Source organism: Caulobacter sp. (genome assembly GCF_017744445.1).
In the GTDB taxonomy this organism is placed as follows: domain Bacteria; phylum Pseudomonadota; class Alphaproteobacteria; order Caulobacterales; family Caulobacteraceae; genus Caulobacter.
The window spans coordinates 30921-57337 of sequence record NZ_JAGIBH010000169.1 but is presented as its reverse complement, the minus strand read 5'-3'; the positions used below and the strand labels follow the sequence as shown (position 1 = coordinate 57337).

The 26417-nt window shown below is 69.0% G+C and carries 22 protein-coding genes and 2 pseudogenes; 14 read left to right on the top strand and 10 right to left on the bottom strand.

The window, feature by feature from the left end; all coding sequences use genetic code 11:
• Positions 1 to 3 precede the first annotated feature (3 nt).
• The 5 genes from folP to J7528_RS24500 all read left to right on the top strand — a co-directional run bounded on the left by folP (position 4) and on the right by J7528_RS24500 (position 3750).
• Positions 4 to 816: a dihydropteroate synthase gene (gene folP, locus J7528_RS24520; RefSeq protein WP_291880082.1), complete on the top strand. Its 813-nt coding sequence runs from the start codon at positions 4 to 6 to the stop codon at positions 814 to 816.
• Positions 817 to 963: 147 nt separating this feature from the next.
• Positions 964 to 1320 carry a response regulator gene (locus tag J7528_RS24515; RefSeq protein ID WP_291880081.1) on the top strand — a complete coding sequence of 119 codons (357 nt, stop codon included), beginning with the start codon at positions 964 to 966 and terminating at the stop codon, positions 1318 to 1320.
• 32 nt (positions 1321 to 1352) lie between these two features.
• Positions 1353 to 2156: a bifunctional hydroxymethylpyrimidine kinase/phosphomethylpyrimidine kinase gene (gene thiD / locus J7528_RS24510; protein WP_291880078.1), complete on the top strand. Its 804-nt coding sequence runs from the start codon at positions 1353 to 1355 to the stop codon at positions 2154 to 2156.
• A complete protein-coding gene (locus tag J7528_RS24505; RefSeq protein ID WP_291880076.1) occupies positions 2153 to 2737 on the top strand; it encodes a nucleotidyltransferase family protein in 585 nt (194 codons plus the stop codon). The genes thiD and J7528_RS24505 overlap by 4 nt, the downstream gene beginning before the upstream one ends.
• A 191-nt stretch (positions 2738 to 2928) precedes the next feature.
• On the top strand, positions 2929 to 3750 hold the full coding sequence (locus J7528_RS24500) for a PhzF family phenazine biosynthesis protein (protein WP_291880074.1): 822 nt from the start codon (positions 2929 to 2931) through the stop codon (positions 3748 to 3750).
• Between the two features lie 3 nt (positions 3751 to 3753).
• Here J7528_RS24500 and J7528_RS24495 read toward each other — a convergent pair whose 3' ends face one another.
• Together J7528_RS24495 and J7528_RS24490 are read right to left on the bottom strand one after the other, a co-directional pair.
• On the bottom strand, positions 3754 to 4095 hold the full coding sequence (locus J7528_RS24495) for a hypothetical protein (RefSeq protein WP_291880073.1): 342 nt from the start codon (positions 4093 to 4095) through the stop codon (positions 3754 to 3756).
• A 142-nt stretch (positions 4096 to 4237) separates the two neighbouring features.
• Positions 4238 to 6248, bottom strand: a pseudogene (locus J7528_RS24490) (ATP-binding protein).
• 81 nt (positions 6249 to 6329) lie between these two features.
• Here J7528_RS24490 and J7528_RS24485 point away from each other — a divergent pair.
• From J7528_RS24485 to J7528_RS24465, 5 genes are all read left to right on the top strand, one after another.
• Positions 6330 to 6674 carry a hypothetical protein gene (locus J7528_RS24485; RefSeq protein ID WP_291880071.1) on the top strand — a complete coding sequence of 115 codons (345 nt, stop codon included), beginning with the start codon at positions 6330 to 6332 and terminating at the stop codon, positions 6672 to 6674.
• A gap of 95 nt (positions 6675 to 6769) precedes the next feature.
• Entirely contained in the window at positions 6770 to 7159 is a 390-nt protein-coding gene (locus J7528_RS24480; RefSeq protein ID WP_291880068.1) for a hypothetical protein, read from the top strand.
• A gap of 135 nt (positions 7160 to 7294) precedes the next feature.
• On the top strand, positions 7295 to 8467 hold the full coding sequence (locus J7528_RS24475) for a phosphoserine transaminase (protein ID WP_291880065.1): 1173 nt from the start codon (positions 7295 to 7297) through the stop codon (positions 8465 to 8467).
• 153 nt (positions 8468 to 8620) lie between these two features.
• On the top strand, positions 8621 to 10201 hold the full coding sequence (serA, locus tag J7528_RS24470) for a phosphoglycerate dehydrogenase (RefSeq protein ID WP_291880062.1): 1581 nt from the start codon (positions 8621 to 8623) through the stop codon (positions 10199 to 10201).
• 141 nt (positions 10202 to 10342) lie between these two features.
• On the top strand, positions 10343 to 10711 hold the full coding sequence (locus J7528_RS24465; protein WP_291880060.1) for a hypothetical protein: 369 nt from the start codon (positions 10343 to 10345) through the stop codon (positions 10709 to 10711).
• Here J7528_RS24465 and J7528_RS24460 read toward each other — a convergent pair.
• The 4 genes from J7528_RS24460 to J7528_RS24445 all read right to left on the bottom strand — a co-directional run bounded on the left by J7528_RS24460 (position 10708) and on the right by J7528_RS24445 (position 15907).
• Positions 10708 to 11472 carry a crotonase/enoyl-CoA hydratase family protein gene (locus J7528_RS24460; protein WP_291880058.1) on the bottom strand — a complete coding sequence of 255 codons (765 nt, stop codon included), beginning with the start codon at positions 11470 to 11472 and terminating at the stop codon, positions 10708 to 10710. The genes J7528_RS24465 and J7528_RS24460 overlap by 4 nt on opposite strands.
• On the bottom strand, positions 11469 to 11978 hold the full coding sequence (gene mug / locus J7528_RS24455; protein WP_291880055.1) for a G/U mismatch-specific DNA glycosylase: 510 nt from the start codon (positions 11976 to 11978) through the stop codon (positions 11469 to 11471). The genes J7528_RS24460 and mug overlap by 4 nt, the downstream gene beginning before the upstream one ends.
• Positions 11971 to 12576 carry a DNA-3-methyladenine glycosylase gene (locus tag J7528_RS24450; RefSeq protein WP_291880053.1) on the bottom strand — a complete coding sequence of 202 codons (606 nt, stop codon included), beginning with the start codon at positions 12574 to 12576 and terminating at the stop codon, positions 11971 to 11973. The genes mug and J7528_RS24450 overlap by 8 nt, the downstream gene beginning before the upstream one ends.
• 145 nt (positions 12577 to 12721) lie before the next feature.
• Positions 12722 to 15907: a carboxyl transferase domain-containing protein gene (locus J7528_RS24445; RefSeq protein ID WP_291880051.1), complete on the bottom strand. Its 3186-nt coding sequence runs from the start codon at positions 15905 to 15907 to the stop codon at positions 12722 to 12724.
• A 114-nt stretch (positions 15908 to 16021) separates the two neighbouring features.
• Here J7528_RS24445 and J7528_RS24440 point away from each other — a divergent pair, with 114 nt between their 5' ends.
• Positions 16022 to 16804 carry a protein imuA gene (locus J7528_RS24440; protein WP_291880049.1) on the top strand — a complete coding sequence of 261 codons (783 nt, stop codon included), beginning with the start codon at positions 16022 to 16024 and terminating at the stop codon, positions 16802 to 16804.
• Positions 16719 to 18368, top strand: a complete 1650-nt coding sequence (locus J7528_RS24435; protein ID WP_291880047.1) for a DNA polymerase Y family protein — start codon at positions 16719 to 16721, stop codon at positions 18366 to 18368. The genes J7528_RS24440 and J7528_RS24435 overlap by 86 nt, the downstream gene beginning before the upstream one ends.
• Here the strand turns inward: J7528_RS24435 and J7528_RS24430 are convergent.
• On the bottom strand, positions 18357 to 18446 hold the full coding sequence (locus tag J7528_RS24430) for a hypothetical protein (RefSeq protein WP_291880045.1): 90 nt from the start codon (positions 18444 to 18446) through the stop codon (positions 18357 to 18359). The two genes, J7528_RS24435 and J7528_RS24430, sit on opposite strands and share 12 nt — an antisense overlap.
• On the opposite strand from J7528_RS24430, the gene J7528_RS24425 reads away from it, so the two are divergent.
• On the top strand, positions 18445 to 21690 hold the full coding sequence (locus J7528_RS24425) for an error-prone DNA polymerase (RefSeq protein ID WP_291880042.1): 3246 nt from the start codon (positions 18445 to 18447) through the stop codon (positions 21688 to 21690). The genes J7528_RS24430 and J7528_RS24425 overlap by 2 nt on opposite strands.
• 32 nt (positions 21691 to 21722) lie before the next feature.
• On the opposite strand, the pseudogene J7528_RS24420 reads toward J7528_RS24425, so the two are convergent.
• Positions 21723 to 21835 (bottom strand): annotated as a pseudogene (locus tag J7528_RS24420) (hypothetical protein); the annotation flags it as partial.
• 41 nt (positions 21836 to 21876) lie between these two features.
• Entirely contained in the window at positions 21877 to 23154 is a 1278-nt protein-coding gene (gene cytX / locus J7528_RS24415) for a putative hydroxymethylpyrimidine transporter CytX (protein WP_291880039.1), read from the bottom strand.
• Positions 23155 to 23314: 160 nt separating this feature from the next.
• Between cytX and J7528_RS24410 the strand changes: the two genes are divergently transcribed.
• The gene (locus J7528_RS24410; protein ID WP_291880037.1) at positions 23315 to 25738 is read left to right on the top strand and encodes a hypothetical protein; all 2424 of its coding nucleotides are present in this window, start codon (positions 23315 to 23317) and stop codon (positions 25736 to 25738) included.
• A 3-nt stretch (positions 25739 to 25741) separates the two neighbouring features.
• Here the strand turns inward: J7528_RS24410 and J7528_RS24405 are convergent, their stop codons facing one another.
• Positions 25742 to 26410 (bottom strand): DUF6624 domain-containing protein, encoded by a 669-nt coding sequence (locus tag J7528_RS24405; protein WP_291880034.1) that lies wholly within the window; start codon positions 26408 to 26410, stop codon positions 25742 to 25744.
• Positions 26411 to 26417: the final 7 nt, after the last annotated feature.

Here is a 26417-nt window from a genome sequence, read left to right as displayed (position 1 = left end):
CGGATGGTCACGCCCAACCGTCCTCAGGTCATGGGGATCGTCAATGTCACGCCCGACAGCTTCTCGGACGGCGGCAAGTTCGTCGCCGCCGCCGACGGCATCGAGCATGCCCGCCGCCTGATCGCCCAGGGCGCCGACATCCTGGACGTCGGCGGCGAGAGCACCCGGCCGGGCGCGGCCCCGGTCTCGGAGTTCGACGAGATCCTGCGGGTGGTCCCGATCATCGAGGCGATCCGCAAGGCCAGCGACATCCCGATCTCGATCGACACCATGAAGCCCGGCGTGGCCCGCGCGGCGATCAAGGCCGGGGCGACGATCTGGAACGACGTCGCCGCCCTGCGCGTGTCGCCCGACGGACCGGAGGTCGCCGCCGAGCTGGGCTGCGAAGTCGTGCTGATGCACATGCTGGGCGAGCCGGGGACCATGCAGGACGACCCGCGCTATGACGACGTGGTCGCCGAGGTCGAGGCCTTCCTGCTGGCGCGCGCCTTCACGGCCATGGCCGCTGGCGTGGCCAAGGAGAAGATCTGGCTGGATCCCGGCATCGGCTTTGGCAAGACGGTGGAGCACAATCTGGCTCTGCTGAAGGCCCTGCCGCGTTTCGTGGCTCTGGGTTATCCGATCCTGCTGGGGGCCAGCCGCAAGCGGTTCATCGCGGGCATCGACCCTTCGGCCGGCGAGGCGACCGATCGATTGGGCGGCTCGCTCGCCGTCCATCTGCATGGCGCGGACGCCGGCGTGGCGGCGGTGCGGGTCCACGACGTGCGCGAGATGGTCCAGGCCCTGGACGTCCAGGCCGCTATCAAAGCTATTTGAAGCACAGCTCAGGGAACCCCTTGTTCCACAAGCGATAGGTGCGCTCGCGCGCGAGTCAGGGTTGTCCGCGACTCCCGGCCTCGCTTGCGGGTTGGGGAATCACCGCGCTTAAATATCTGGGGACGGCCTATCGAAAGCACCCGCAAGATGCGCTCGCGACATGCCCTGATCATTGAAGACGAGATCCTGATCGCGCTGGAGATCGAGGAACTGCTCAAGGAGCAGGGGTTCACCAGCATCGCCATCGCCGACAGTCCTCTGGAGGCCCTGGACAGCGCGCTGCGGAAAAAGCCCGACCTGATCACTGCCGATTACCGGATCGTCGACGGCACCGGCGTCGAGGCCGTGAAGATGATCATGGCCCACCTTGGGCCGATCCCGGTCGTCTATGTCACCGGCCACGCCAAGGCTCTGGACGACCAGAAGGACGGCGTCGTGGTCCAGAAGCCGATCCGTCCGAACGTTCTGGCGGGGGCCTGGCAGCACGCGCTGCAGGCGGCGTAGCGGGCCTTCCGAATCCCGCCTAAACAGCGGGGATGTCAGACGCAGCAAAAGGCCGCGTCCTCGTCATCGCCGGATCCGATTCCGGCGGCGGCGCGGGGATCCAGGCCGACATCAAGACCATCACCGCCCTGGGCGGCTATGCGGCCACCGCGATCACCGCGGTGACGGTGCAGAACACCCTCGGCGTCACTGGCGTCCATCCGATCCCGCTGGAGGTGATCGCCGCCCAGGCCCGCGCGGTGCTGGACGACATCGGCGCCGACGCGATCAAGACCGGCATGCTGGGCGACGCCGGCGTGGTCGAGACCGTGGCGGCCGCGATCGATCACGCGGGCAAGGTTCCAGCCGTCGTCGACCCGGTGATGGTGGCCAAGGGCGGCGCGCCGCTGCTGGCCGAAGCCGCGATCGGCGCCGTGAAGACCCTGATGATCCCGCGCGCCGCGTTGCTGACCCCCAACGCGCCCGAAGCCGCCGCCCTGACGGGCCTCGTCGTCGAGACCACCGACGACCTGCGCCGGGCCGGCGAGGCGCTGCTGGCGATGGGCGCGAAGGCGGTCCTGATGAAGGGCGGCCACGTCGAGGGGGAGCGCGTCGTCGACGTGCTGATGACCTCCGAGGGCGAGACCACCTTCGAGGGCGAGCGCATCCAGACTCGCCACACCCACGGCACCGGCTGCACGCTCGCCAGCGCCTGCGCCACGGGTCTGGCCCAGGGGCTGCCGCTGCAAGAGGCCGTCGCCCGCGCCTGGAACTATGTCCATGAGGCCATGCTGCGCGCGCCAGGCTTCGGCGCCGGCCATGGCCCTCTCGATCACGGCTGGACCCTTCGCCAATGACCCAGAGCTTCGAAGACCGCCTACGCGAGATCATTCGCGCCACGCCCACGACCTGGGAAGTGCTCAACACCGTCCGCGACCTCGACCTGCCAGACTGGATGATCTTCTCGGGCGCGGTCTATCAGCCGGTCTGGAACCACCTGACCGGCCGCGACCTGGCCTATGGCATCAAGGACTATGACGTCGCCTATCACGACGACAGCGACACCAGCTACGAGGCCGAGGACGTCGTTATTCAGCGCGTCGCCGCCGCCTTCGCGCCGCCGCTGCGCGAGCTGGTCGAGGTCCGCAACCAGGCCCGCGTGCACCTGTGGTTCGAGAAGAAGTTCGGCGCCGACGAGCCCTATCCGCCGCTGGAGGACAGCGCCGCGGCCCTGAAGCGCTTCGTGGCCACCGCCTTCTGCGTCGGCGTGCGGCTGGAGAAGGACGACAGTCTCAGCGTCTGGGCGCCGTTCGGCCTGGAAGACCTGTTCGCCATGCGTCTGCGGCCCAACCCGCTGCGGGTGAAGGGCGCGGGCGGCTGGGAGCGCACCACGGGCTCGGCCAAGGCGCGCTGGCCGGAGATCAGCGTCGAAGGCTAGTTCAGAGCTGTCATCCCGGGCGTAGCGCAGCGTAGACCCGGGACCGCAACAGGCTCGGAGCTTGCGGCGGTCCCGGCTCGGCGCGCTTCGCGCTTGGCCGGGATGACAGTTTTCATTGTCACCGGGACAATAAAGGCTTTGCCGCCTGTCCCGCTGGCGCATAACAGCGAAGTCCATCTGAGGAGCTTCCCATGCGCCAGTGGACCATCGACGCCTTCGCCAGCGGCCCGTTCAAGGGCAACCCGGCCTGCGTGGTCGAGCCGTTCGAGACGTGGCCGTCGGACGTGTGGATGCAGGCCCTGGCGGCCGAGAATAACCAGGCCGAGACCGCCTATCTGCTGAAGACCGCCGACCCGGCCCGCTACGGCCTGCGCTGGTTCACGCCGACCCTGGAAGCCCCGCTGTGCGGCCACGCCACCCTGGCGGCGGCGCACATGCTGTTTGCGGAACTCGGCGTCGACGTCCCGCTGCTGACCTTCGACACCCTGTCGGGCCCGCTGACCGTGCGCCGGGCGGGCGAGGGGCTGGAGATGGACTTCCCGGCCGACCCGCCGCGCCAGACGGGCGTTCCCGAGGGGCTGGCCGAGGCCCTAGGCGCAAAGCCCGTGGAGGTCTGGGCCGGCGCCTATCTGATCGCGGTGATGGACAGCGAGACGACGGTGCGCGGGCTGAAGCCCGACCTCACCGCCATCAAGAAGATTGAAGGCGAGGCCACTGGCGGTCCGGGCCAGACGGTCGTCGTGGCCAAGGCCGACGCCGACAAGCCCTATGCCGTCGTCAGCCGCTTCTTCGCGCCGGGTTTCGGCATCCCCGAGGACCCGACCACCGGCTCGGCCCACTGCATCCTGATGCCGCTATACGGCGACAAGCTGGGCCAGACGGTTCTGAAGTTCCACCAGGCCTATCCCGGCCGGGGCGGCGACCTGGAATGCGAAAGCCGCGGCGCGCGCGTTCTGTTGCGCGGCCGCGGCTTCACGGTGGTGGAGAGCCGGCTCCGGGTGGAGCCGACCTAGGTCTTAGCGACGGGGGCCGTGGCCGTAGCCATAGCCGTAGTCACGGTCGTGGCGCTCGTAGCGGATCTGGGCGCTGATGCGGTCGAAGCGACGATCCAGGTCGGCGCGTTCCCAGCCGCTCAGGCCGCCGCGGCGGTACTGGGCTTCCAGGCGAGCGGTCTGACGGAGGTCAGCGCGCAGGCGGTTGGCTTCCGAGCGGGTCAGGCTGTGGTTGCGCACGCCCTGGTCGATGCGGCGCTCCAGCATGTCCTGGCGCTGGTTGATCGACTGGGCCGAAGCCACGGCGGGAACGGTGGCGGCCGCCAGGGCCGAGACCGCAACGATCGGGATCAGGATCTTCTTCATCGGTTCGGTTCCTTTCAAATCTCTGCGTCGCCCGTTGTCCTGGGGAAGGGGGGAAGCGACGTTGAGCTAAGAGAAACACGTCCAGCCTGAAGCGGTTCTGAGCCGCTCGTTATGTTCTGTTCATCTGTGTCGAAAGGTAGACTTAGGCCGCCTGGGCCAGGCGCGCGGCGGTCATGGCCGCTTCGATGGCGGCGTACAGCTTGGTGACCTCAATCGGCTTGGCCACGTGGCCGTCCATGCCGGCGGCCAGATAGCCTTCGACCTGATGAGCCAGGGCATTGGCGGTCACGGCGACGATCGGGGTGCGGACGCGGCCTTCCGCGGCTTCCAGCGCGCGGATCGCCTGGGCGGCCTCGACGCCGTCCATGCCGGGCATGTGGATGTCCATCAGCACGATGTCGAACTTGGCGGCCTTCCAGGCCTCGACGCAGGCCGCGCCGTCGGCGACCAGCACCACCTCGGCGTTCAGCGGCGCGAGGACCGCCTCGACGACCTTCTGGTTGGTCGGATTGTCGTCGGCGGCCAGCACGCGCAGGAACGCCGTCTCGGCGGCCGGGGCGGGGGCCTCGGTCTCGACGCGCGGCTCGGGCGCGGGCGCGTGGCCGTCGTCGATATAGTGGACGTCGGTCAGCGCTTCTTCGCGCGGCAGGCCGACCAGGACGGTGAAGGTCGAGCCCCGGCCCTCGCGGCTCTGGACCTTGATCGAGCCGTCCATCATGGCGGCCAGCTCGCGGCAGATGGCCAGTCCCAGGCCCGAGCCGCCGAAGCGGCGGGTGGTGGTGCTGTCGGCCTGAACGAACTTGTCGAACAGGCGCGGCAGGATCTCGGGCGAGATGCCGATACCGGTGTCGGCCACGTCGATGCGCAGGCCCGAACCATCCTCGGCAGAGGCGAAACGCACCGCGACGGCGCCTTCCAGCGTGAACTTCAGGGCGTTGCTGATCAGGTTGCCCAGGATCTGGCGCAGGCGGTCGCTGTCGCCGCGCCAGACGCCCTGCGCCTCGGGCGCGATGGCGACCTCGAAGGCCAAGCCCTTGTCGCGAGCCTGGGGCGCGTAGGTCTCGCGGATAGCCTGGGCCAGTTGCGCGATGTCGAACGGACGGTCGGTGATCTCCAGGCGGCCGGCCTCGATCTTGGAGAGGTCCAGTACATCGTTCAGTACGCCCAGCAGCAGGGCGCCAGATTCGCGGATCACCTTCAGGCGCTCGCGCTGCTTGGGGCCCAGATCGTCCATGGCCATGACCTCGGCCATGGCCAGCACGCCGTTCAGGGGCGTGCGGATCTCGTGGCTCATATTGGCAAGGAAGTGCGACTTCAGGACGTTGGCGGCATTGGCGTCGTCGCGCGCCTTGACCAGTTCGGCCATCGCGCCGCGCAGGTCGTGGTCGTTGGCCTCAAGGCGGCAGACCAGGTGGTTGAAACTGTCGGTCAGGCTCTGGAAGACGTCGTCGTCGGCGGTCTGCTCGACGGCCTTGTAGCGACCGCCGACGGCCGTCTCGTGCATGGCTTCCGACAGGCGCTCCATCGGGCGGGCTAGGCGGCGGGCCAGGCTGTTGGCCAGCAGGATCGCCAGGCCGGCCGCGCCGAAGAACAGAGCGCCGGTCAAGGCCAGATCGCGAGCCAGGGTCTGGCCCAGGCCCGGATGCTGGGCGACCAGCACCAGGGTGCCGACCTTCTGCGAGGACAGCTTGATCGGCCGGGTCAGGGTGTCGGCGTCGGTCGGATTGGCCGCGCCCAGCTGGGCGACGGTGCGTCCCTTGGTGTCCATGATCCGCACAGCCGCGACGCTGGGGGCTTTGGCCACGGCTTCGAGGGCTCGGTACACGCCGACCATGTTGTGGTCGGCCAGCGGCGCGGCGGCGCCGGCGGCGGCCATCTGGGCCAGGATCTCGTGATTGGCGCGGGCTTCCTGTCTCGCGACGCTCCATTGCTGCAGCATGAAGCAAAGACAGGCAGCGACGAGCGCCAGCACAGTCGTGGCCAAGGCCACGCCAGCGATTCGCGCCTGTAGTGGCGCGTGTGTCGCGGCAGTGCTCGCGCTGTTGTTGTGCTTTTCGCCCATCAGCGTTCAGGAACTCAATCGTCGCGACAGTATGCCTGAAGGTTCCTAACGCTTCGCTTCCAAGGCCAGTGCGAGTTGCGCGACAAAACAACGCTAGGGCGCATTTTTGCGTTGCTTTACCTTTAACAATCTATTTACCTTTTCCATTAGTGTTTCGTTAACGGAGGCGGGCGTGGAAAAGGTTTTTGTTGCTCAGCGCGTGGCTAACAAGCTGTACGCGACCGAGGCTGCGGTGGACGCGGCGATGATGGAAGTCACGGAAATGATGGCCGAGCTGGTGCAGGCCCGTAAGGACCTGGGTCTGTCGGCGGTCGTGGCGAACGGCGCCAGCGCCAAGCTCGCCGAAGCCGTTCAGGCGCTGGCGACGGCGCGTACGGCGGTGGTCGATGCTCACGGCGAGCTGGACAGCGTCAAGCTGCGTCTGGGCATCCGCACCAAGATGATCGGCTTCGACAAAGGCGACGGCATCGAGACGCGCGGTCTTCGCGAAGTCGCCAGCGTGCGAGAAGCCGTCTAAGCAAACATTGCAATACTTTAATACCTAAGGCCTCTAATTCCGGTTAGAGGCCTTTTGACATGAGTCCCTTAGTCGCAGCCTGGATAGGTTGGGCGGTGCTGATCATCGTCCTGGTGCTGGCATGCTGGAAAGGCGGCCAGGCCGAACGCCTTGGCGTGGCGATTTTCCTGGCGGGCGCGATCTACGCCATGCTGGTCTACCAGTTCGTTCCGCGCAGCCTCGTGCCGTCGCTGCTTTTGCTGGGCGAGGGCTTGATAGGCGCGGGTTTCCTGTTGCTGGCCTTACGGCACATGAGCGCCTGGCTGGGTGTGGCCATGCTGTTGCAGGCGATCCAGTTCAGCTTGCACGCCTACTATCTGGTGGGCGGGCTGCGGCGCGACAGCACCTATGCGATGATCAACAATCTGGATTCAATCGGTGTGCTGCTCTGCATCCTGGTCGGCACGCTGTTGGCCTGGCGTCGGAGCCGAGCCACGGCAAGATAATTGCCGCGACCGGACGATTGGTCGCGCCTTTCGCAAAATCTCTCCTTGCAATCCACCGCGAAACGAGGTTCTTCGCCGGCGGGCCACATCCCCCCAACGGGATGCAGTCCATCTGTAAGGATGGGAGACATCGCTATGACTACCCTCGCCAAGCCGGCAATCCGTCCGGCTCGCCCCGAGTTCTCTTCCGGCCCCTGCGCCAAGCGCCCCGGCTGGACCCCCGAAAATCTTCAAAACGCCGTGCTGGGCCGTTCGCACCGCTCCAAGCTGGGCAAGGCGCGCCTGAAGGCCGCCATCGACCAGACGCGCGAAGTGCTGGAAGTGCCGGCCGACTTCCTGATCGGCATCGTCGCCGGTTCGGACACCGGCGCCGTCGAGATGGCCATGTGGTCGATGCTCGGCGCTCGCCCCATGCAACTGATGGCCTTCGAATCCTTCGGCAAGGACTGGGTCACGGACGTCACCAAGCAACTGAAGCTGCCCGACGTCGAAGTCCTGAGCGCTCCCTACGGTGAGCTGCCGGATACTTCGAAGGTCGACCCGGCCAAGGACCTGGTCTTCACCTGGAACGGCACGACCTCGGGCGTGCGCGTGCCGAACGCCGACTTCATCTCGGCCGACCGTGAAGGCATCACCATCTGCGACGCCACCTCGGCGGCCTTTGCCCAGGACCTGGATTGGGCCAAGCTCGATGTCGTGACCTTCTCCTGGCAGAAGGCGCTTGGTGGCGAAGGCGCGCACGGGATCCTGATCCTGTCGCCACGCGCCGTGGCCCGCCTGGAAAGCTACACGCCGGCCTGGCCGATGCCGAAGCTGTTCCGCATGACGAAAGCCGGCAAGATCGCCGCCGACATCTTCGAAGGCGCGACCATCAACACCCCGTCGATGCTGTGCGTCGAGGATGCGCTGGACGCCCTGAAGTGGGCCGCCTCGATTGGCGGTCTGGACGCCATGCAGGGCCGCGCCGACCAGAACCTGGCCGTGCTGGCCGACTGGGTCGCCAAGACCCCGTGGGTGGACTTCCTGGCGGCGACGCCTGAGATCCGCTCCAACACCTCGGTGTGCCTGAAGGTGGTCGATCCCAAGATCGCCGCCCTGCCGGAAGACGCTCAAGCCGACTTCGCCAAGAAGCTGGCCAGCCTGCTCGAGAAGGAGGGCGCGGCCCTCGACATCGGCGGCTATCGCGACGCCCCGGCCGGCCTGCGCATCTGGTGCGGCGCCACGGTGGAAGCTTCGGACCTCGAGGCCCTGACGCCCTGGCTCGACTGGGCCTTCGCCACCGTCTCGGCCGAACTGGCCGCTGCTTAAGACTCAGCACTGGCCCCCACCTGACCTGCTCGCGCAGGTCTGTCCGCCCCCAAACGGGGCGGAGGGAAATTCTCCTCCCCCTCTTGGGGGAGGGGGACCGCCGAACGGCGGTGGAGGGGCCTTCACAGACATTCTCCGCAAGGAATCCCGCACATGACCGCTCCTCGCGTTCTCATCGCTGATAAGCTCAGCCCCGCCGCCGTCGACATCTTCAAGAACCGCGGCGTCGCCTTCGACATCAAGGTCGGCCTCAGCAAGGACGAACTGATCGCCGTGATCGGCGACTATGACGGCGTCGCCATCCGCTCGGGCGCCAAGCTCGACAAGGACGTGATCGCCGCCGCCCACAAGCTGCGCGTCATCGCCCGCGCCGGCATCGGCGTCGACAATGTCGACATCCCGGCCGCCACGGCCAAGGGCATCGTCGTGATGAACACGCCCTTCGGCAACTCGATCACCACGGCCGAGCACGCCATCGCCATGATGTTCGCCCTGGCCCGCCAGATCCCCGCCGCCGACGCCTCGACCCAGGCCGGCAAGTGGGAGAAGAACCGCTTCATGGGTGTTGAGCTGTACGCCAAGACCCTGGGCCTGATCGGCGCCGGCAACATCGGCGGCATCGTCGCCGACCGCGCGCTGGGCCTGAAGATGAAGGTCGTGGCCTACGACCCCTTCCTGTCGCCGGAACGCGCCGTCGAGATCGGCGTCGAGAAGGTCGAGCTGGAAGAGCTGCTGGCCCGCGCCGACGTCATCACCCTGCACACCCCGCTGACCGACAAGACCCGCAACATCCTGTCGGCCGAGAACCTGGCCAAGACCAAGAAGGGCGTGCTGATCGTCAACTGCGCCCGCGGCGGCCTGGTCGATGAAGCCGCCCTGCGCAAGCTGCTGGACGAAGGTCATGTCGGCGGCGCGGCCTTCGACGTGTTCACGGTCGAGCCGGCCAAGGAAAACCCGCTGTTCGGCTCGGACAAGGTCGTGGCCACCCCGCACCTGGGCGCCAGCACCAACGAAGCCCAGGAGAACGTGGCCCTGCAGGTCGCCGAGCAGGTTTCGGACTATCTGCTGACCGGCGCGGTCACCAACGCCCTGAACAGCCCCTCGATCACGGCCGAAGAAGCCCCCAAGCTGAAGCCGTTCGTGGCCCTGGCCGAGAAGATCGGCGCCCTGGCCGGCCAGATGGTCGACTTCGGCGTCACGGCCATCGACATCGCCTACGAAGGCGAAGTCACCAACCTGAACGTCAAACCGATGACCTCGGCGGCTCTCGCCGGCGCGCTGAAGCCGATGCTGGCCGAGATAAACATGGTCTCGGCTCCGGCCATCGCGAAAGAGCGCGGCATCACCGTCTCGGAAAGCCGCCAGGAGCTCAGCCCCACCTATGACAGCCTGATGCGCGTCACCATCACCACCGAGAAGGGCAAGCGCGCCTTCGCCGGCACGGTGATCGCCGGCGCCCCGCGCATCGTCGAGGTCAAGGGCATGGAACTGGACGCGGGCTTCTCGCCGGCCATGCTGTACATCAACAACCTGGACAAGCCGGGCTTCATCGGCGCGCTGGGCATGCTGCTGGGCGAGGCGGGCGTGAACATCGCCACCTTCAACCTGGGCCGCGTCTCGGCCGACGAGGACGCTATCGCCCTGGTCGGCGTCGACCAGGCCCCGGCCGCCGACCTGCTGGCCAAGATCCAGGCCCTGCCGCACGTGAAGGAAGCGCGCGCGCTGACGTTCTGAGGAAAAGATGCTCCCCCGCGATGCGGGGGAGCTGTCACGGAGTGACTGAGGGGGCTAATGCGGCTTAGGCCGAGCTGGCCCCCTCCGGCCCTCTGGGCCACCTCCCCCGCATCGCGGGGGAGGAGCTTCCAAAGGCGCCGCATGTCCCTGCTCATCCCCCGCAAGATCAGCTGGCCGGGTTTCCTGGTCTTCCTCGGCGCCGTGGTGTTCACGCTGTACGCGGCCCTGGCGCCCGGCGACGACACGGCCGGCCTGATCCCGTGGGACAAGGCCAAGCACTTCATCGTTTTCTACGGCCTGACCTTCCTGGCCACGATCGCCCTGCCGCGCAGCCGGCCGTGGAAGATCGGCGTGGTGCTGCTGGGCTTTGGCGTCGCCATCGAGATCCTGCAAGGCCTGCCGATGGTCGGCCGCGACGCCGACGTGTTCGACATCGTCGCCGACACCTTGGGGATCGGCTTCTATTTCGGCCCGATCATCGTCACCCAGTGGATGAACCGAGAAGACTAGGCCGGCGTTCCGCCGCGTCCGGCTCCATCCCGGAATCGCGCCGCGCCCGCTCGGGCCTCGCGGCGCAGCGGCTCCAGCCCGCCGCGGCCCTCGACCTTGAGCGCCTCGGCCAGGTCGACATCCCATTGGACATAGGTCGAGGCGCGATCGGCGCGCAGGCACAGCTGCGGGAAGGCCGCGATCTGCCCGGCCAGCTCATGCGCCGCCGCCAGGGCCATGCCCCTCGGAACCACGCGATCGGCCAGACCCCACGACAGCGCCTCGCTCGCTCCGACCGCACGGCCGGTCAGGATCATGTCCAGCGCCCGGCCCTGGCCGATCAGGCGCGGCAGCCGCACCGTCCCGCCGTCGATCAGCGGCACGCCCCAACGCCGGCAGAAGACGCCGAAGGTCGCGTCCTGCGCCGCCACCCGCAGGTCGCACCACAGGGCCAGTTCCAGCCCGCCGGCCACCGCATGACCCTCGACGGCGGCGATCACCGGCTTGGACAGCAGCCGCCGCGTCGGGCCCATCGGGCCTTCGCCTTCCGGGTCGTAGTGCTCGCCTTCGCCGGACGCCGCCACGTGGAGATCAAAGCCCGCGCAGAACGCCCCGCCCGCGCCGGTCAGGATCGCCACGGCGGCGACCTCATCGGCCTCGAAGGCGTCGAACGCCGCGCGCAGTTGCAGGGCGGTCTCGGGATCGACGGCGTTGCGCTTGTCGGGGCGGTTGATCGTGACGGTCCAGACGGGGCCGTCGGTTTCGACCAGCACTTCGGTCATGGCGAGATCTCCAGGCGAAGGTCACGATAGGCAGCCACGAGAGCGTCCTGGCTGAAGGCCAGGTTACGCCCGCTGGGATTGGGCAGCACCCAGGCGATGGCGCCGGCGAAGGGCTCGGTCTGCCGGCCCCAGTCCACCGATCGGCGGTTCAGCATCGCGCCATAGGCCGCCTTGCCCAGGAAGGCGAGATAGGCCGGCTTCCAGCGGCAAACCCAGGCCTCGAACCCGGCGGCGGCCTGTACGAACTCGGCGCGGGCCAGGTCGTCGACCCCGGCGGTCGGGCGCTCGACCACGCTGGTGATGCCCAAGCCGTAGTTTAGCAGGCTGGCGTCATCCTGGGCGGCGACCAGGTGCGGCGTGAAGCCGGAGAGATGCAGCACCTTCCAGAACCGGTTGCTGCGCCCGACGAAGTGATGGCCCTCGGCGGCGGCCGACAAGCCGGGGTTCAGGCCTACGAAGACGACGGACAGTCCCGGCGCGACGATGTCGGGGAGGGGCTTAGGCATTCAGCGCCTTCGTCCCGCTGACGAACGGGTTGCCACGCACATAGAACCGCAACGGCCGGTCGGCGTCCTTGGTGATGCCGATGCGGATGCCGACGCCGATGTCGGCGGGTTCGTGGTCGTCGCGCGCCAGCCACAAAGGCCCCTCGGCGCACAAGTCCATCCCGTCGGCCCACGGGCCGATCTGTAGTGCTTGGGTCAGTCGTCCGGGGCCTCGCGCCAGGTCTCGTAGTTTCTCGGTGCGGCGATGGGCCTGCATCAACGCGACCCCCTCCAGCGGCTCCAGCGCCCGGATCAGGACGCCGGCGCCCACCCCCTCGACCTCGCTGGAGACGTTCAGCATCCAGGACACGCCGTAGTTCAGATAGATGTAGGCGTGGCCGCGCTCCAGGAACATCGGCCGCGTGCGGGGCGTCATGCCCTTGAAGGTGTGGCTGGCCGCGTCGCCGATGATGTAGGCCTCGGTCTCGACGATGCGGCCGCTGATCACGCCGTCCGGCGTCTCGCGCACCACGACCTTGCCGATCAGGAAGCGGGCGAGGGTCTCGGTGTCGACCGGCAGCTCTTCGCGGGTGAGGCGGGCGTGTTTGATCGTACTCATGCCCCTTGAACTCCGACTTCCCCGGCGAAAGCCGGGGCCCAGATCGAACCCACAAACGTTCGCCTACTCGATAGGGCGGTATCTCGGATCATCCCCAAACTCTCCAGGTGAATCTGGGCCCCGGCTTTCGCCGGGGAGACCGGGATTAGAAGCTATCCACCCGCACTTCCCAGGGCCGGCTCATCCCAGCCGCCGCATCCATGCCGCCGACGATCCAGCGCCGGGTGTCGGCCGGGTCGATGACCGCGTCGATCTCCAGGGCGGCGGCCATGCTGGTCGCCTTGCCGGCCGCGTAGAGCCGCGCCACCAACTGGTCGTAGAGAGCTTTTTGTTTCACGGGATCGGTCTCGGCCTCCAGCTCCTTGCGGTAGCCCAGCTTGACGGCGCCCTCCAGCCCCATGCCGCCGAACTCGCCGGTCGGCCAGGCGGCGATGAAGGCCGGGGCGTGGAAGCTGCCGCCCGCCATGGCCTGGGCGCCCAGGCCGTAGCCCTTGCGGGTGACCACGGTGAAGAGCGGCGAGCGCAGCTTGGCGCCGGCGATGAATTGGCGGCTGACCCGGCGCACGGCGGCGGCGTCTTCGCTGTCGGGGCCGACCATGAAGCCGGGGGTGTCGCACAGGCTCAGCACCGGCAGGGCGAAGGCGTCGGCCAGCTGCAGGAACCGCGCGGCCTTCTCGGCGCCCTCGCAGTCGATGGCCCCGCCCAGATGGCGCGGATCGTTGGCGATCAGGCCCATCGGCCGGCCCTCGATGCGGATCAGGCCGGTGACCATGCCGGCCGCGAAGCCGCCGCGCAGTTCCAGGAACGAGCCCTCGTCGACCAGGCCGGCGATCAGGGCGCGGACGTCGTAGACTCGCAGGCGGTTCTCGGGGATCGCGTTCCGCAGCCGGCGTTGGTCCGACGCGGTCCACGACGCCAGCGATCCCTGGAAATAGGACAGCGCCTGCTTGGCCAGCCGGGTGGCATGGGCCTCGTCGTCGGCCAGGATGTCGATGACGCCGTTGGCCCACTGATGCGCCGACGGCCCGATCTGTTCGGGCCGGAAGGCGCCCAGCCCGCCGCCCTCGATCATGGCCGGCCCGCCCATGCCCAGATTGCTGTCGCGGGTGGCGATGATGATCTCCGACAGGCCCGCGATGGCGGCGTTGCCAGCGAAGCAGCGGCCGGCGACGATGGCGATCTTGGGGACCAGGCCCGACAGCTGGGCGAAGCTGCGGAAGGTCGGGACATCGAGTCCCGCCACCGCCGTGGTGTCGGTGTCGCCCGGCCGCCCGCCGCCGCCCTCGGCGAACCACACGACCGGCAGGCGCTGGTCGGCGATCACGCTCATCAGCCGGTCGGACTTGCGGTGGTTCTTCGCCCCCTGCGTGCCGGCCAGGACGGTAAAGTCGTAGGCCAGGGCCGCCGTCCGCGCCTTGTCCGGCGGGAAGAGGGCGCCGTTGACGCTGCCGATCCCCGTGATCAATCCGTCGGCCGGGGTGCTGGCGATCAGGTCCTCGACCGAGCGCCGCCGCTTCTGGGCCGCGATGGCCAGGGCCCCGTATTCCAGGAAGCTGCCCGGATCGACCAGGTCGTCGATATTTTCCCGCGCCGTGCGATGGCCGGTCTTGCGGCGCTTGGCGACGGCGTCGGGACGGGCCTCGTCCAGCGTGTAGCGGTGGCGGGCGATGACTTCGGCCAGGTCGGGGCGGATGGCGTCCAGGTTCTCTTCGAGGGTCTCGGTCGCTTCGCCACCTTCGATGTCCATCGGCTCCAGGAACACCAGCGGCTGGCCCTCGGTGACGGTTGCGCCGGGCGCGGCGGCGATCTTCAGCACCCGGCCGCCGGACGCGGCATGGACCAGATGCTCCATCTTCATCGCTTCCAGCACGGCAAGCGCCTGGCCGGGGCGGACGAAGTCGCCTTCGGAGACGCTGATCGAGCCGACTGTGGCCGCGAGCGGTGCGGCGACGGCAATGGAGCCATCAAGGGTCTCGAAGTGAGCGTTGCCCTCCGAAGGCAAAGGCAGGCCGGCGACCAGTTCGGCGGCGTGGTTCTCGATGAACCGCGTCGTCGGCGTCTCCGGCGCGGTGGCCAGGATGGCGCGCACCAGCGGCGCGGTGGTCGCCACGCCCGTGACCTGGAACTCCGCCAGCGCCCGGTCCAGGCGCGCGGCGGCCTCGAGATAGGTCCGGCCGCGCGCGACCACTTTGGCCAGCAGGCTGTCATAGGCCGCACCGACCGACGTCCCGGCCGTGACGCCGGCGTCGACCCGAACCCCCGGACCGCCCGGCGGGCCCCAGACGCCGATCGTCCCACTGGAAGGCTTGACCTGACCGTCGGCGGTCAGGGTCTCGGCATTGACCCGCGCCTGGATAGCGACGCCGAAGGCAGGTGGGACGTCGAGGTCCAGGGGCTTGCCCGCCGCGATGTCGAACTGCAGCCGGACCAGGTCCAGGCCCGTGACCTCTTCGGTCACCGTGTGCTCGACCTGCAGGCGCGGATTGACCTCCAGGAAGTAAGGCGCGTCGCCCTCGACCAAGAACTCCACCGTGGCGAGGCCGTGATAGCCGGCGCACAGCGCCTCGGCATGCTTCCAGAGTTGGGCCCGCAGCGTCTCTGGCAGGACGCCCGGCGCGATCTCGACCAGCTTCTGGTTCCGGCGTTGCAACGAGCAGTCGCGGTCGCCGACGGCCAGCACTCGCGCGCCGTCGCCGACGATCTGCACCTCGATGTGCCGCGCCCGTTCGACCAGCTTTTCGGCATAGAGCCCGCCGTCGCCGAACGCGGCCTCGGCTTCGCGCTGGCAGGCCGCGAAGGCCGCGTCCAGCTCGGCCGGATCCCGCACCGCCCGCATGCCGCGCCCGCCGCCGCCAGCCCGAGCCTTCAGCATGATCGCGCCGTGCTGGGCCAGGAACGCTAGCGCGTCTTCCAGCAAAATCGCGCCCGTGCCGGGGATAAGGGGCACGTTGAGTTCCGCCGCCAGCGCCCGCGCGCGAGCCTTGTCGCCGAAGACTTCCAGGTGCTCCGCCGACGGACCCACGAAGACGATCCCGGCCTCGTCGCAGGCTCGCGCCAGGGCGGGGTTTTCCGACAGGAAGCCGTAGCCGGGATGCACGGCGTCGCAGCCTTGCGCCTTGGCGGCGTCCACGATCGCGGCGATGTCCAGATAGGCCTTGGCGCCGATACCGGGCAGGGCGACCGCAGGGCCGGCGACATGGGCCGTGTCGCCTTCCGCATGGACCATCACGCTCTCGATCCCGGCCTCCGCCGCCGCGCGGGCGATGCGGACGGCGATCTCGCCACGGTTGGCGATCAGGACGCGGGCCAAATTAGCGCGAGATGGGGACATGCGGGCTCCCGGAAATGGGTCGGCTTCATACGGCCGTTTGACGCACCTTCACCCAGCCAGCTTGACTCTCCAAGCATGAAAGATCAGAACAAAAGTGGAACATGGAGTTGGGAAATGGCCGGACCGCGCGAAGCGCGTCTTGCGGCCCTGAGAGGCCAGATCGCCGCTATCCAAGCGGGGACTCGGACTCCGACTCCGGTCCTGCCGTTCGGTGATCTGGCCATCGACGGCTGCTTCCCGGGCGGCGGCCTGCCGCTGGGCGGCTGGCATGAGGTGGCGGGCGCGGGGCTGGAGGACGAGACGGGCGCGGCGACGGCTGCTTTCGTCGGCCTCCTGCTCAGGCCTCTGGTGCGAACTGGCGCGATCGTCTGGGTCGCGCGGCGCAACGACCTGTTCGCGCCGGGCCTGTTCGGTCTGGGTTTCCCGGCCGACCGGCTGATCCAGGTTCGCACCCGCGACGAGGCCGAGACCCTGTCGGTGCTGGAGGACGCCTTGTCCACCCAGGGCGTCGCCGCCGCTGTCGGCGAGGCCGAGGCCCCGGACCTGACCGCCGGTCGCCGCTTGCAGCTGGCGTGCGAGAAGCGCGGCGGCCTCGGGGTGGTGCTGCATCGCCGGCCCTATGGCGGGCGGACGGGGAAGACGCAGGCCGTGTCCGGTTCGGCTTCGTTCAGCCGCTGGCGGATCGGGCCATCCCCGACCCCGCCGCCGCCGGACGACATCGGCCTGGGTCCGCCGCGCTGGCGGGTCGAACTGGAACGCTGCCGGGGCGGACGCGCCGGCGCCTGGATCTTGGAAGCACAGGAGGCCGGCCATGGCCCGCATCCTTTCCGTCTGGTGTCCCAACTGGCCGATCACGACGTGGCGCCGGCGGAACCCGGGCTACGACGGGTCGGGTGAGGCGCCTGGCCCCCTCCGCGCCTTTGGCGCTCCTCCTCCGGAAGGGAAAGACCGCCGCACTCCTTCTTCCCCCTCCGGGGGAGGAGGATGCGTAGCATCAGGAGGGGGCAAGTTGGCTCCCCCCTTCGCCCTGCTGGTCTCCGAGCACGGAACCCGCCGCCTCGCCGCCGTCGACGAGACCGCTCGCGCCCTGGCCCTCTCCCCCGGCCAGAAGGCCGCCGACGCCATGGCCCTGGTCCCGAACCTCGTCACTTTCGATCACGACCCCGCCGCCGATCGCGCGGCGCTGGAAGCCCTGTGCGACTGGTGCGTGCGGTTCTCGCCGGCCGTGGCGATCGACGGCGACGACGGCCTGTTCCTGGACATCACGGGGGCCGACCACCTGTGGGGCGGCGAGGACCAGATGCTGGTCGATCTCGTCGCTCGGCTGGCGCGCTGGGGCGTGCCGGCGCGGGCGGCGATCGCCGACACGGCCGGCGCGGCCTGGGCCCTAGCCCGCTATGGCGACGACCTCTCCATCGCGCCGCCCGGCCAGCAGCGCGCGGCGATCGAGGACCTGCCGGTCGCGGCCCTGCGCCTGGAGGACGCCGCCGAGGCCCAGCTGCCGCGCCTTGGTTTGCACCGGGTCGGTCAGCTGTTGGCCCTGCCGCGCGCCCAGCTGGCCAAGCGCTTCGGTCTGGCCACGACTTTGCGCCTGGACCAGGCCCTGGGCATGGCGGCCGAGGCCCTGACCTTTCGTCGCCCGGCCACGCCCTGGTTCGACCGCTTGGCTTTCTTCGAGCCGATCAGCGCGCCGGAAGATCTGGCCCGCGTGGCCGGCGACGCCCTGGCGCTGATCTGCCAGCGACTGGAGGCCCAGGGACGCGGCGCCAAGCGTTTCGAGGTCGTGTTCCACCGCCTGGACGGCAAGGCCTATCCGGTGCGCGCCGGCCTGGCCCGCCTCGGCCGCGACGCCCGGCGGCTGGCCAAGCTGATCGTCCCCAAGCTGGACAAGGTCGATCCCGGCTTCGGTATCGAGGTGGTCACCGTCCACGCCTGGGCGGTCGAACCCCTGGCCGCGGCCCAGGAGCGCCTCGACGCGGATGCGGACGCCACGCTCGACGAGACCCTGGCGCCGCTGGTCGACCGCCTGGTCAATCGCCTGGGCGAGAACCGCGTCTGGCGCGCCGATCCGTTCGAGAGTCACGTCCCCGAACGCTCGGTCGTCCGCAACGCGCCGCTCGATCCCCCGGTCGTCGCGCGCTGGGATCCCGACCGCCCGCGCCCGGTGCGTCTGTTCAAGCGCCCGGAGGCGATCACCGCCATCGCCAAACTGCCCGACGACCCGCCGATGCAGTTCACCTGGCGCGGCCGCGCCCACCGCGTGCGCCGCGCCGAGGGGCCCGAACGCATCGGTCAGGAGTGGTGGCGCGCCGGGGTGGGCGAGACCGATACGGGACCGGACAGGATCCGCGACTACTACCGGGTCGAGGACGACGCCGGCGGCCGGTTCTGGATCTATCGGCAAGGGCTGTTCGGCGAGGACGAGACGCCGAAGTGGTGGATCCACGGGTTATTCGGATGAGCGCCTCGCGACAGAACCATCTTTCCTCCCCCTTTGGGGGAGGGGAACCGGCGAACGCCGGTGGAGGGGCCACGCCATGACCCCCGCCTATGCCGAGCTGCAGACCACCACCAACTTCTCGTTCCTGCGCGGGGCGTCGCATGCGGGCGAACTGGCGCTGGCGGCCGACGCACTAGGTCTGACGGCGATCGGTGTCACCGACCGCAACAGCCTGGCTGGTGTTGTCCGCGCCTGGACAGCAGCCAAGACACGCAAGGTCCGAGTCCTGACCGGTTGCCGACTGGACTTCATGGACGGCACGCCCAGCCTGCTCTGCTACCCCACCGATCGAGAGGCGTTCGGTCGCCTGACGCGCCTGCTGACGGTCGGGCAGCGCCGTGCGGAGAAGGGCGAGTGCCATCTCACCTGGAAGGACTTCCTGGACCATTCGGACGGCCAGCTGGGCCTGATCATTCCGCCAGGGACGCTGGACGACGCCTTCCAGCGTGACCTCGTCCGCATGGCCGGCGACCTGCGCGGCCGGTCGTGGCTGGCGGCCAACCGCGCCTACGCCGCCCAGGATCTGAAGCGCCTTTCTCGTCTCGACGCCCTGGGGCGCGAGGCCGGCGCGCCGATGGTGGCGACCAATGACGTCCTCTACCACGGTCCCGAACGCCGGCCGCTGCAGGACGTCATCACCTGCGTGCGCGAGCACTGCACGATCCAGGAGGCGGGCTTTCGCCTGCAGGCCAACGCCGAGCGGCACATCAAGGCGCCCGCCGAAATGGCCCGCCTGTTCGAGCGTTGGCCGCGCGCGGTCGGGCGCACCGTCGAGATCGTCGAACGGATCGACTTCGACCTCGAACACATCAAGGAGGAATATCCCGACGAGCCCGTGCCGCCAGGCAAGACGGCCATGCAGCACCTGACCGACCTGACCTGGAGCGGGGCGGCCTGGCGTTATCCGGCCGGCGTGCCCGAGAAGGTCGAGAAGCAGCTGAAGGAAGAGCTGCGGCTGATCGGCAAGATGGACTACCCCAACTACTTCATCACCGTGCACGACATCGTGCGCGAGGCGCGCAGCATGGGCATCCTGTGCCAGGGGCGTGGCTCTGCGGCCAATTCCTCGGTCTGCTTCTGCCTGGGCGTGACGGCGATCGACCCGACCGAGCACCGGCTGCTGTTCACCCGCTTCATCTCAGAAAACCGCGGCGAGCCGCCCGACATCGACGTCGACTTCGAGCACGAGCGGCGCGAGGAGGTGATGCAGTACGTCTATCGCCGCTACGGCCGCGAGTACGCCGCCATCTGCGGTACGGTGATCCACTACCGCCCGCGCAGCGCCATCCGCGACGTCGGCAAGGCCCTGGGGCTGACCGAGGACGTCACCAGTCTGCTGGCCGGCACGGTCTGGGGCAGCTGGGGCTCGGGCCTGCCCGAGGAGCACCTGCGTAATGCGGGCCTGGATCCGGACGCGCCCGAGATCGCCCGCGCCGTGGCCCTGGCCACCGAACTGATGGGGTTCCCGCGCCATCTGTCGCAGCATGTCGGCGGCTTCGTCCTGACCAAACGACGGCTGGACGAGACCGTGCCGATCGGCAATGCGGCCATGGACGACCGCACCTTCATCGAGTGGGACAAGGACGACATCGACAGCCTGAAACTGATGAAGGTCGATGTGCTGGCGCTGGGCATGCTGACGGCGATCCAGCGGGCTTTCGGCATGCTGCGCGCCGACCATGGCGAGCCGATCCACGACCTGGCCGACGTCCCCGTCGAACTGCCCGGCGTCTACGACATGCTGTGCAAGGCCGACAGCGTCGGCGTGTTCCAGGTCGAGAGCCGGGCCCAGATGTCGATGCTGCCGCGCCTGAAGCCGCGCCGGTTCTACGACCTGGTGATCGAGGTGGCGATCGTCCGGCCCGGTCCGATCCAGGGTGACATGGTGCACCCCTACCTGAAGCGGCGAAACGGGATCGAGCCGGTTGAATGGCCGAAGCCCGATCCGAAGCACGGCCCTGAGAACGAGCTACAAGAGATCCTCGGCAACACCTACGGCGTGCCGCTGTTCCAGGAGCAGGCCATGAGCCTGGCCATCGAGGCGGCCAAGTTCACGCCCGACGAGGCCGACGGTCTGCGCAAGGCCATGGCCACCTTCCGCAACCTGGGCACGCCCGACGAATATCGCGACCGCTTCGTCGAGGGCATGGTCGGGCGCGGCTACCAGCGCGACTTCGCCGAGCGGTGCTTCAAGCAGATCGAGGGCTTTGGCCACTACGGCTTCCCGGAAAGCCACGCGGCCAGTTTCGCCAAGCTGGTCTACATCTCGGCCTGGATCAAATGGGCCTGGCCGGACGTGTTCTGCGCGGCCCTGATCAACTCTCAGCCGATGGGCTTCTACCAGCCTGCCCAGCTGGTGCGCGACGCGCGCGAGCACGGCGTGGAGGTGCTCGCGCCCGACATCCTGGCCAGCGACTGGGACTGCACGCTGGAGGCCATGACCTCGGGTTTCCGCGCCCCCCGGATCCGCGAGGACAAGATCGCCTGCCAGGACAGCCGCAAGCGCTGGAAGGCCGTCCGCCTGGGCTTCCGCCAGATCAAAGGACTGAAGGAGAAGATCGACATCCAGCCGCTGCTGAAGGCCCGCGCCGAGGGCGCCCGCACCCCTGCCGAGTTCGCTCAAGGCGGCGTGCCGCAGCGAGCGCTGGAGCTGCTGGCCGAGGCGGACGCCTTCGCCTCGGTGGGGCTCACCCGTCGCGAGGCGCTGTGGGCGGTGAAGGGGCTGAAGGGCGAGCACAAGGCGCCCGTGCAGGCGCCGCTGCTGGCCGGCCTGCCGCTGTTCGAGGACAAGGTCGCCCTGCCAGCCATGGGCAACCCGCAGGAAGTCGCCGAGGACTACCGCACCACCAGCCTGTCGCTGAAGGCCCATCCGGTCGGCTTCTATCGGTCGATGCTGGCGCGGCGCGGGGTGATCACGGCTGAGCAGCTGCTGACGGTCAAGGACGGGACCAAGGTGTCGGTGGCGGGGCTGGTCCTGATCCGCCAGCGGCCGGGCACGGCCAAGGGCGTAGTGTTCGTGACTCTCGAGGACGAGACGGGCGTGGCCAACGCCGTGGTCTGGAAAGACCGCTTCGAGGCCGATCGCAATGTGGTGATGACCGCCTCGTTCCTGGTCGTCCATGGCCGGGTGCAGCGGGCCGAGAATGTCATCCACGTGGTGGCCGAAGGCTTCACCGACCTGTCGGCGCACCTGTCGACCCTGAGGGACGAACCCGGCGCGCCGGCTCCGCGCGTTCGGCAGAAAGTGTCAGGGCGGCTGCTGCGGAGCCGGGACTTCCACTAGGTCCTTGCGGAGCGCCCCCTCCGTCAAGTCGCCTATCGGCACCGCGCCACCTCCCCCGTTTCACGAGGGAGGAGGAAGCTGCACTCTCCCGCCCCGCTTGCGGGGGAGGTGGATCGCTGCGGATATGCAGCGAGACGGAGGGGGCGCTTCTGAGCCGAAGTCCGCTTCCCACCCCAAAGCGAACGGCTACGACGCCGCACCGCTCCACACCCGCCGCAGCGCCCAGTACACCGCCCCCGCCATGATGAAGCTGGGCAAGGTCGCGCCCAGGTCCGGGACCAGGCGGCTCAAGGCCTGATAGGCGGCGATACCGGCGACCCAGGCTAGCAGGGCCTGGAAGCGGAAGCCGTTGGACGCCTCGACGCTCGCGCGGCGACGGATCACGAAGTGGTCGGTCAACAGCACGCCGAACAGCGGCGCGAACACCGAGCCGATCAGCAGCAGGAAGCCCTCGTACCGGGCCAGCGGCGCGAACAGGGCGATGGTGGTGCACAGGCCGCCGAAGATCAGGGCCAGGTTGGCGGACTTGGCCGGAACCAGGGTGGCGGTCGAAATGGCGGCCGAGTGGATGTCGGCGAAGGTGTTGTCGGTCTCGTCGATGACGATCAGGAACAGCGCAATGCCTCCGCCGCTGGCGGCCAGGGCGGTCAGCAGTAGGGTGTCGCCGCCACCCCCAAGATGCGTAGAAGACGCCAAGGCATAGGCCGCGCCCAGGCCCATGAACCAGATATTGGCCAGCAGGTAGCCCAGGGCGCTGCCCTTGAACATGCCGCCGCTGGTGCGCCCAAACCGCGTGTAGTCGGCGATCAGCGGCAGCCACGACAGCGGCATGGCGATGACCAGGTCGACGCCGGCGCCGAAGCTCATCCCGCCGGTCCCGGCCTTGGCGAAGAGGGCGGCCAGATCGTGCTCGGCCAGGAGTCGCCAGCTCAACCAGCCCGCGCCGGCCAGCAGCAGCCACAGGCCATAGGCGCGCAGGAACCGGCGCACGAACGACAGTGGTCCGACGATGGCCAGCCAGGTGGCGAGGATTCCGAAGACGAGGGTCCAGACGACCGGGCTGGACAGGCCGAAGGTCTGCCTGGCCAGGGCGTCGGCGGCGTCGCGCATGGCGATGATCTCGAACGCGCCCCAGCCGACCAACTGCACGGCGTTCAGCACCGTCGGCACGCGGGCCCCGCCCGCGCCCAGGGTCAGGCGCAGGGCGCCCATCGACGACAGGCCGGTGTCGGTCCCGACCACGCCGGCGGCGGCCAGCAACAGGGCGCCCAGGACCGAGCCCGTGGCGATCGCCGCCAGGGCCGCGCCCAGGCTGAGGCCTGGAACCAGAAACGCGCCAGCTTGCAGGACCAAGAGGCCGATGCCCAGGCTGAACCACAACGAAAAGGCGTCGCGGGCCGTGAAGGCGCGGCGCTCGGCCGGCACCGGGGTCAGGGGATCATAGGTGTCGTCGAGCTGAGCCATGGCCCGGTTTAGCAGGCTCACCGCGCCCGCGCGAATTTACCGTTTATGGCCAAGCTGTGTCGCGTCGGCCGTGAAAGCGTCACCGTTCAGTCGAATCAATGTCTGGTTGCGAATGTGCTCTTGGGGTTGAAGCCATGGGGGTGGCGTAGGGGGACGCGTAATGGACTTGAGCCTGTTGGCGCTGGGTGGCCTGGCGGCCGCCATGGCCCTGGATGCGGCGCCTGATCCGGTTCCAGCGGCGCCGCGCAAGACACCGGTGTCTTGCGACGAGCTCGAGGGCGACGCCGCCAAGGCCAAGTGCCGACGCGAGCGCAACGAGCTGGATCCCCTGACCATCAAGGGCGCCAAGCCCGGCGACACCGAAGGCCTGATCGAGCCCGAGCTGGAGCTGGACGAGGAGGCGATCCGCACCCTGGGGGCCAATACGCTGGGCGAGCTGATGGCCAAGCTGGCGCCGGTCCTGTCCAATGCCCGTGGCCGCAGCGACGAGCCGCCGGTCATCCTGATCAACGGCCAGCGCTCGACCGGCAACATGAGCGACATCCCGACCGAGGCGATCCTGCGCATGGCGCCGCTGCGCGAGGAGGAGGCCCTGGCCCATGGCTACCGCGCCGACCAGCTGGTCCTGAACATCGTCCTGAAGAAGCGGTTCAACGCCATCACCGTGACCAACGAGGGCCTGTGGCTGGCGGAAGGCGGTCGCGCGTCGAGCGACCAGCTGCTCAACCTGTTCAAGGTGCAGGGCGAGGGGCGGACCCTGGCCAGCGCCCGCTATCACCGTGACTCGCCGCTGTTCGAAGACGAGCGCGGCGCGGTCCGCACGCCGGTCGCCGGCAGCTCCGAAGCCCTGGCCGACCAGGTCGTGGGCGGCGACCTGACCGCCTCACGCACCCTGCTGCCGCGCACCGAGCAGGCCAAGCTGGACGTGACCCATACCCGCCCTCTGCGCGGCGGCGCCATCGCGACTCTCGGCGGCGACTTGCAGGTGGGCAGCAGCGTCAGCTTCCGGGGCCTGCCGGCCGTGGCCCTGGATCCGCCCGGCGATCTCGACATCTACCGCTATATCGATGCGTCCGAGGCCCTGAAGGTGCGCAACGACACCCGCAGGATCGGCCTGGTCGCCGGTCTTTCGGGGCGCAAGACCCACTGGCGCTGGAACCTGGACGGCGGCGTCGACCGCAGCGAGAGCGCCTCGCGGATCGGTCGGGGCCTGGACACGACGGCTCTGCGTGCGGCCGTGGCGGCGGGCGAGGTCGATCCCACGGCGGCGATCCCCGATGGCCTGATCCGCTACGCCCCGCGCGACACCGCCGACTCCGTGGCCACCAGCGCCAAGCTGGACATGACCTTGAACGGCACGTTCGCGGGCCTGCCGGCGGGGCGCATGCGAGGCACGGTCCGCCTCGGCGCCGATCATCGCCAGTTCGAGTCCGAGAGTGTCCGCTCGGGCGTGCGCATCGACCAGGTGCTGACCCGCGATCGCGGGACCCTGCAGGCCAGTCTCGACACGCCCCTGGTCAACGGCGCCGGGCCGCTGGCCTTCCTGGGCAAGCTGTCGGTCAACGCCAACGGCCAGTACGAGCGGTTCTCCGACATCGGCGGCTTGCTGACGGCCGGCGGTGGCGTGAACTGGACGCCGGTCAAGGGTCTGAACGTCTCGGCGGACTACAGCTGGGAAGAAGGCGAGCCGACGCCCCAGCAGGTGAACAACCCCGTCCAGCAGACCGCCGCCACGCCGGTCTATGACTACGCCACCGGCCAGACGGCGTTCGTCACCCTGACCTCGGGCGGCAATCCGAACCTGCGGCCCGACAGCCGCCAGCTGATCAAGCTGGGCGTCAACTACAGGCCGTTCGAGACGCGGGATTTGCGGCTGTCGACGAATTATGTCCGTACGCGGATTGATGATCCGATCGGCGGATTTCCGTCGGCCTCGGCCGAGCTGGAGGCGGCCTTTCCGAGCCGCTTCATGCGCGACGCTCAGGGCCGCCTGACGGCGATCGACACGCGGCCGGTCAACTTCGCCCACGCCGACACCGAGGACCTGCGCTCGCGGGTGACCTATGTGCGCCGCTGGGGCGGGCCCAAGCCGGGGACGGGGCCGAACTCGGTGTTCATCGCCCTGAACGACCGCTGGCGGCTGCGCGACGAGGTCACGATCCGCGAGGGCATGGCCCCGCTGGACAAGCTGAAGGGCGCGTCGCTAGGCCAGTTCAACGCCTCGCCGCGCCATGAGATCAACCTGTCGGTCAATCTGGGCATACCCGGCTACACCTTTACCGCGGCGGGTTTCTGGCGCAGCCCGACCCGCGTCGACGGCGGCGCGCGCGGCCAGGACCTGCGGTTCTCGACCCCGCCGGTGCTGATCCTGATGACTTCAGTGGACCTGGGCGCCAACAAGGCTCTGGCCAAGGACCGGCCGTGGCTGAAGGGGACCAAGCTGAACTTCGGCCTGGAGAACGCCTTCGATAGTTACATGCACGTGCGAGACAGCCAGGGGAGGACACCCGAGAACTATCAGGAGGCGCTGGTGAAGACGGGCGGCGGACGGGCGGTGCGGATGAGTTTGCGGAAGCAGTTCTAGGCGCTACGTCGCCGGTCCGTCGCAGCGCCCGTACATCTTGTCGAGGCTGGCGAGGTAGGCGCTCATCGGCTCGAGGCCCAAGGTGGCGCGGCGCTGGTCGACGCCTGCCGGGGCTTCAAGGTCGCTTGGAACGGCGTGTTTGCCTCCGGCGCATCCCGTGCCTTCTGTGCCGTAGCGCTGTGACCGCTTCTCCTGCAGCGCCACGCGATCATAGAGGTTGGCGTAGCCGTTCGGAGCTTTGCCGGCGGCGACCAGCGGCTCCATCTTGGCCAGCACATCCTTTTGGAACGCCAGGTCGTCGGCATGGCTGACCACGCTGAACGCGGCCGAGGCGGCGCGCGAGCCGACCTCGTCGTCGGTGAACCAGCCCCGGTCCGCCAGCAGCACTTTCAGGCGCTGGGTGTTGCGGTGGTCGATGGCCTTGTAGTGATCGGCCCAGACCTTGTCCAAGGCCTCGCGGTCGGCCGGCGAGGCGTCCTTGCGTGCGCGCAGGAAGGTCGTGCGGGCGGCGTAGTCGATCGCGCCCATGGCCCCCAGTTCGCGGATCAGGTCCTCGCGCGCCAGGATCGCCTTGGCCTCGACGGCCGCGCGTTCGACGACGGGAGAGGGCTGCTGGGCCAGGACCGGTGAAGCGGCCATGGCGGCCAGGAACACCAAGTGAATCGCGCGCAAGGTCCCC